8 protein-coding genes and 1 pseudogene are annotated in these 6,510 nt (G+C 44.7%); 1 reads left to right on the forward strand and 8 read right to left on the reverse strand.

Annotation, left to right across the window (positions count from 1 at the left end):
* Positions 1–5: 5 nt before the first annotated feature.
* Positions 6–650 (reverse strand): ribonuclease T, encoded by a 645-nt coding sequence (rnt, locus tag NL646_RS11945; RefSeq protein ID WP_141179973.1) that lies wholly within the window; start codon positions 648–650, stop codon positions 6–8.
* Positions 651–998: 348 nt separating this feature from the next.
* Between rnt and NL646_RS11950 the strand changes: the two genes are divergently transcribed.
* Positions 999–1,880, forward strand: a complete 882-nt coding sequence (locus tag NL646_RS11950) for an OmpA family protein (protein ID WP_005494483.1) — start codon at positions 999–1,001, stop codon at positions 1,878–1,880.
* Positions 1,881–2,089: 209 nt separating this feature from the next.
* Here the strand turns inward: NL646_RS11950 and NL646_RS11955 are convergent, their stop codons facing one another.
* The 7 genes and pseudogenes from NL646_RS11955 to NL646_RS11985 form a co-directional block, all read right to left on the reverse strand.
* Positions 2,090–2,524 carry a DUF2753 domain-containing protein gene (locus tag NL646_RS11955; RefSeq protein WP_005490627.1) on the reverse strand — a complete coding sequence of 145 codons (435 nt, stop codon included), beginning with the start codon at positions 2,522–2,524 and terminating at the stop codon, positions 2,090–2,092.
* Positions 2,525–2,667: 143 nt separating this feature from the next.
* Positions 2,668–3,084 carry a lactoylglutathione lyase gene (gene gloA / locus NL646_RS11960; protein WP_005480812.1) on the reverse strand — a complete coding sequence of 139 codons (417 nt, stop codon included), beginning with the start codon at positions 3,082–3,084 and terminating at the stop codon, positions 2,668–2,670.
* A gap of 32 nt (positions 3,085–3,116) precedes the next feature.
* Positions 3,117–3,758, reverse strand: a complete 642-nt coding sequence (gene nth, locus NL646_RS11965) for an endonuclease III (RefSeq protein WP_005480814.1) — start codon at positions 3,756–3,758, stop codon at positions 3,117–3,119.
* Between the two features lie 79 nt (positions 3,759–3,837).
* Positions 3,838–4,530 carry an electron transport complex subunit E gene (locus NL646_RS11970; protein ID WP_253664270.1) on the reverse strand — a complete coding sequence of 231 codons (693 nt, stop codon included), beginning with the start codon at positions 4,528–4,530 and terminating at the stop codon, positions 3,838–3,840.
* Entirely contained in the window at positions 4,527–5,162 is a 636-nt protein-coding gene (rsxG, locus tag NL646_RS11975) for an electron transport complex subunit RsxG (protein WP_005494487.1), read from the reverse strand. The genes NL646_RS11970 and rsxG overlap by 4 nt, the downstream gene beginning before the upstream one ends.
* Before the next feature lie 7 nt (positions 5,163–5,169).
* Positions 5,170–6,216, reverse strand: a complete 1,047-nt coding sequence (gene rsxD, locus NL646_RS11980) for an electron transport complex subunit RsxD (protein WP_023585259.1) — start codon at positions 6,214–6,216, stop codon at positions 5,170–5,172.
* Positions 6,216–6,510: pseudogene (locus NL646_RS11985) on the reverse strand (electron transport complex subunit RsxC); the annotation flags it as partial. The gene rsxD and the pseudogene NL646_RS11985, both read right to left, overlap by 1 nt.

Below are 6,510 nucleotides of genomic sequence, written 5' to 3' on the forward strand. Positions count from 1 at the left end.
ATTTATTATTCTTCGTTAACAAGCGGCCAACCGCCGAGGGCCTTCCATTTGTTCACGATGCCACAGAATAACTCTGCAGTTTTTTGTGTATCGTAAAGGGCAGAGTGCGCTTCACGATTGTCGAATTCCATCCCTGCCGTTTTGCATGCTTTAGCGAGAACAGTTTGACCATAAGCAAGGCCGCTTAATGTGGCGGTGTCAAAAGTAGCAAAGGGATGAAAAGGGACTCTTTTTAACTTGCAGCGTTCGTTCGCTGCATTAACAAAACTTAAGTCGAAAGCGGCGTTATGTGCAACCATTATTGCACGTGAGCAATCAGATGCTTTTTGTTCTTTACGAATCAGCTTATAAATTTCTTTTAATGCTTCTTGTTCAGAAACTGCACCGCGTAACGGGCTGAAAGGGTCACGAATACCATTAAACTCAAGCGCTTCTTTCTCTAAATTCGCGCCTTCAAAAGGTTCAATATGAAAATGAATAGTGGAGGCTGGATGCAGAACGCCTTCTTCATCCATACGAAGGGTGACGGCGCAGATTTCTAAAAGTGCATCGGTTTGAGCATTGAAACCAGCGGTCTCAACGTCAATAACCACTGGGAAATAACCACGAAAACGCTTTTTCAGGGTTAGGGCTTCATTTTCTATTGTCATGTTGGCTTATTTTTGTGTGACGAAGGCTGCATTATTGCAGATTATATCGATGAGAAAAACCGCAATTTCGGAGAAAAACGGAATTCTATTTTCCATCTAATCAATAAGCTCGCGCGGCGCTTGAGATAAAGAACACAAGTACCGATTTTTGTATCACGCAGGTGCATATTTAACTCGGGAATAGATACGATTTAGCGGCATTTATGGGAGAAATTAGAGCTAGAATCGTTCATTTTGATACTCTCACCAAGAAAGTTAGAGCATTGGCGGGATTTTTGCATGACAATCGTTGTAGTTTTAATGATTCCAATTAACGGCAAAAGACTGCCGTTTGAGAGATTGTACTAGATGAATAAATGGCTGATAACCAGTGGTGTCATGCTTTCACTGCTTAGCGCAAACAGTTACGCGGTGATGGGCAAGCGTTATGTCGCTACTCCGCAGCAATCACAATGGGAAATGGTGGTAAATACCCCTTTGGAATGTCAGCTTGTGCATCCAATTCCAAGCTTTGGTGATGCGGTGTTTTCGTCGCGTGCGAGTAAAAAAATCAATTTGGATTTTGAACTTAAGATGCGTCGCCCTATGGGTGAAACACGCAATGTCAGCTTGATCTCAATGCCACCGCCTTGGCGACCAGGTGAGCACGCCGACCGCATCACGAATCTGAAGTTTTTCAAACAGTTTGATGGGTATGTCGGTGGTCAAACTGCTTGGGGTATTTTATCTGAATTAGAGAAAGGCCGTTACCCAACATTCAGCTATCAAGATTGGCAAAGTCGCGATCAACGAATTGAAGTCGCGTTGTCATCCGTATTATTCCAAAGTAAGTACAATGCGTTTAGTGACTGTATCGCCAATTTGTTGAAGTACAGTTTCGAAGATATTGCGTTTACGATTTTGCATTACGAACGTCAGGGCGACCAACTGACGAAAGCGTCTAAAAAGCGTCTTGCTCAGATTGCTGATTATGTGCGTCACAATCAAGATATCGACCTCGTGCTGGTGGCGACATACACTGATTCAACCGATGGTAAGAGCGAAAGCCAGAGCCTATCGGAGCGACGAGCAGAGTCTCTACGTACTTACTTTGAATCACTGGGTTTGCCAGAGGATCGTATTCAAGTGCAAGGTTATGGCAAGCGCCGACCTATTGCTGATAATGGCACGCCGATTGGTAAAGACAAGAACCGTCGTGTAGTGATCTCTTTAGGTCGAACTCAAGTTTAGGCCGTAGTAAGCATGCTTACATAAAAAACGCCGGAGAAATAATCTCCGGCGTTTTTGTATATTGACGTTGTTAGCTTGTAAATTAAGTAAGAGCATCGAAAACGCTCAAGTCTTACGTTGTATATGTTAGTGAGTATCTACTTACTGTTGAATAACTTTCGTGAGTTATTTCCAAGTGATGAGGTCAGCTTATTTTCGACCTTTGCTCATTAATTTAAACGAAACTTAGCGATCACTTCGCAATTGGTTGCGGTATCGATCTTTTCTACTTGTTTCGCAATTGCTGGGTTTGGATGACGCTTCATAAAGTCGATAAGTGCTTTTGTGCAACAGCCGATGGAGTCAATAAAGCTCGCGCAATTCTGGTTTGGGCATTGGGGAATAAGTGTGAGCACTTTTTCAGATGCCAGCTGAAGATATTTGAGTTCGTATTCGGTATCACCAGCCCAGCGCCAAAATTGCGCGAGGTTGTGACAAGAGATTACAGAAATCAAAAGTCGTTCGTCTGCTTCAATTTCCACGCATTCACTAATGTCTTCACTTAAGCTTAAAGCTTGTTGATAGTGAAGAATGCTGCGTACAGGATCATCTAGTTGCAGGGCAGTATCGGCTAGGAGTGTGTGTTTTTCCCATTCACTGATCATTATCGTTGTCCCACGTATCGAATTTGGGATGAATCTAAACGATAATTATTATCAAGTAAAGTGGTTTGTTTACAAAAGGACAGGCAGATCGCAGACCTGCCTGTAATTGAGGTTCGACTTGCAATGCAAGTGAATCAGATGAATTAGCCTTCTAGACCCGCAGAAGCTTGTTTGTTCTGGATAAGCTCAATCATGTAACCATCAGGATCTTTTACAAAGGCGATGTGTGTTGTACCACCTTTCACTGGGCCCGCTTCGCGAGTAACGTTACCGCCTGCGGCTTTGATTGCATCACATGTTGCGTAGATGTCGTCTACGCCAATTGCAATATGACCAAATGCTGTGCCTAGGTCATATTCTGTCTTACCCCAGTTGTAAGTCAGTTCAATCACGGCACCTTGGGATTCATCACCGTAACCAACAAAGGCAAGTGTGTATTCGTACTCTTTGTTTTCGTTGGTACGAAGCAACTGCATGCCCATGACTTCAGTATAAAATTTGATTGATTTGTCTAGATCACCTACGCGAAGCATAGTGTGTAGAATTCGACCGTTTGACATTTTTAGCTCCTAGCTTCTGTTTTCAGATAGTGTTAACTATCTGGGTATACTTTCTCTTTATATTCGCACAAATCTTCAATAATGCAGCTTCCACAGCGAGGCTTTCTCGCTAAACAAGTGTAGCGACCATGAAGAATTAACCAGTGGTGTACATCGAGTTTGAACTCTTTTGGTACCACTTTTAATAGTTTTTGTTCGACATCATCTACCGTTTTTCCCATCGCAAACTTAGTACGATTCGAAACGCGATAAATGTGCGTATCGACGGCAATGGTTGGCCAACCAAATGCGGTGTTGAGCACGACATTGGCGGTCTTACGTCCGACTCCTGGAAGAGCTTCAAGAGCGTCGCGATCTTCAGGCACTTCGCCATTATGTTTTTCTAATAAGATCTTACAGGTTTTGATGGTGTTTTCTGCTTTTGAGTTAAACAGGCCAATAGTTTTGATGTATTCCTTCAAACCATCGACACCCAAATCGAGAATACTTTGTGGCGTATTCGCAACGGGGAAGAGCTTATCAGTGGCTTTGTTGACACTAACATCGGTCGCTTGCGCTGAAAGTAGCACAGCGATGAGTAACTCAAATGGAGAGCTCCAGTTCAGTTCCGTTTCAGGATTGGGGTTGTTTTCTCTTAATCGTTCAAGAATTTCTATTCTTTTTTCTTTGTTCATTGCTGACTTCCAAACCCGTCTTTGCGGTTTATGAAAAAGGCCCTACGAGTGGTAGAGCCTTGATTTTAGAATTCTTATATTATGCGTTAGTTACGCGAGCACGCTCAATGGCCGGTTTTTCTTCTTTCGGCTGACGAGCCTGAATTGAGCTGTCGATAACATTTTTCAACGCAATCAAAAGTCCTACACCGATGAAAGCACCTGGTGGTAATAGTGCTAATAAGAAGCTGCTATCAAATTGGAATACTTGAATGCACAGCGCTGCAGCCCAGTCACCCAATAGCAAGTCTGCGCCGTCAAACAATGTGCCGTTGCCGATAAGCTCGCGCATTGAGCCCAACACAACTAGCACACTGGTCATGCCCAGTCCCATCCATAAGCCGTCCAATGCGGCAGGAAACACATCATTTTTTGAAGCGTAAGCTTCGGCGCGACCGATGATGATACAGTTGGTTACGATCAAAGGGATAAAGATACCCAGTGATAGGTACAATCCGTAAGCGTAAGCATTCATTAGTAGCTGGACGCAGGTTACGAGTGACGCAATGATCATAACGAAAACCGGAATTCGGATCTCTTTAGGAACATAGTTACGGATTAGTGAAACCGTTACGTTAGACCCCACTAGTACCAGTAATGTGGCAATACCAAGACCCAGCGCGTTGGTGATCGTCGATGAAACTGCGAGTAGAGGACATAAACCGAGCAGCTGAACCAATGCTGGGTTGTTGCTCCACATGCCGTTCTTCATCAATTGTTTGTTTTCGCTCATTGATTGTCTCCTGCGCAGTTTAGTGGCTGGCTGAGAATCTCATCACGAGATTGATTTACGTAGTTTACGGTGTTTCTGACTGCTTTGACGACAGCTCGAGGCGTAATGGTAGCGCCAGTAAACTGATCAAAGTCTCCACCATCTTTACGAACTTTCCAAGAATTCCAATTATCTTCGGTGACTTGCTTACCCGTGAAACCAAGAATCCAACTGGTAACGCGAAGATCTATTTTATCGCCTAGCCCCGGAGTTTCTTGATGGCTAAGTACGCGCGTACCTAAAATCTTACCTTGATTATCGATACCTGTGATGACTTTGATTTCACCGTTATAGCCATCTGGTGCAATCGACTCAATGGCGATGGCTGTTGGCTCGCCATTTTTGGTGGCAATGTAGGTAGGCATCGCGTGCATCGTGCCAAGCTCTGGAGATGTCACCAACGTGCATGATTGAGTTAATGCGTTGTCGTGCATCGTTTCAGGAATTACTTGGTTAAGCACTGAAAGTAGCTGCTTTTGTTCCTGAAGCTTGATTTGATCTTCGGTTAAGTACTGAGTCAACGCGACCAAACCTGTTGTGGCGCAAGCAAAGATTGCCAGTGTCAGACCATTTTTTCTAATTGCGGTTAACATGTTTACCTCAGTGGCCGTAAGTTCTAGGTTTGGTGTAGTAGTCAATAAGCGGAACGCACATGTTGGCTAAAAGAACCGCAAAGGCGACGCCATCAGGGAAGCCGCCCCAACTACGAATAATAAAGACAAGAGCACCGATTAGCGCACCAAAAATAAGGCGGCCTTTTACTGTGGTAGATGCCGATACTGGATCTGTCGCAATAAAGAACGCACCTAGCATGGTTGCACCTGACAGCAGATGGAAGATTGGCGAAGCCGTCTCTCCCGGCGTGATAACGGTGAAAATAAGGCTAAACAGAGTCAAACTCGCGAGGAAGCCTGCTGGAATGTACCACTGAATGATGCGTTTTTTGATCATCACTAAGCCGCCAATCAGGTAGGCTATGTTCACCCACTGCCAGCCGATGCCAGCCAAGCCACCAAAGATCGGCTGTGAAAGCACTTCACTAGGGGTTGCTCCCGTGTGAATACCTGTTTTAAAGGCATCCAGTGGAGTTGCCATTGTTACACCATCAACACCAGCGCGAACTTGTTGCAATGAAAGACCGTCATAATCAAAACCAGTGAAAATCAAAGAGAGGGTATCTGCGAAATTCACATGGTCTGGAATCAACAGTGTTGGTGCACTCCAACTGGTCATTTGAACCGGGAAGGAAATCAAAAGTACAACGTAAGCGACCATTGCTGGGTTGAAGAGATTCTGTCCAATACCACCATAAAGGTGTTTGGCAATCACAATCGCAAAAATTAAACCAATAACTATGATCCACCACGGAGACCAAGGTGGAATGGCGACGGCGAGTAGCCATGCGGTGACAATTGCACTGTTGTCTCGTAACGCTCTCATTGGCGAGCGTTTACGACAGATCATCACGAGTGCTTCAAGTGATACTGCAACGGCGATAGCAAAAATCAGCTGGATTAATGTGCCCCAACCAAAGTAGTACGTTTGCGCTGCCAAGCCAGGGATAGCACATAAGGCTACCCATTTCATTAAGTCAGGCGTGCTGCGACGACTATGCGCATGCGGTGAACTGGCAATAAAAAACGACATTACTCGTTCTCCTCGGTATTATTTTTATTCGCGTCTTGTTGAGCTTTTCGCGCTTTTGCACGAGCAATGGCAGCTGCGACTGCGGCTTTCTTTGGATCTTCGGCTGGCTCTTGAGAAGCTGTTTCTTCAATAGGTTGAGATTCAGTCTCTTGTTGCGTTTTACGCGCGTTTGCACGAGCAATAGCGGCTGCAACTGCGGCTTTCTTCGGATCTTCGGTTGGCTCTTGAGAAGCTGTTTCTTCAACAGGTTGAGATTCAGTCTCTTGTTGCGCTTTACGCGCTTTTGCACGAGCA

This window comes from Vibrio sp. Y20_XG_PY13, assembly GCF_024181925.1.
In the GTDB taxonomy this organism is placed as follows: Bacteria; Pseudomonadota; Gammaproteobacteria; order Enterobacterales; family Vibrionaceae; genus Vibrio; species Vibrio parahaemolyticus.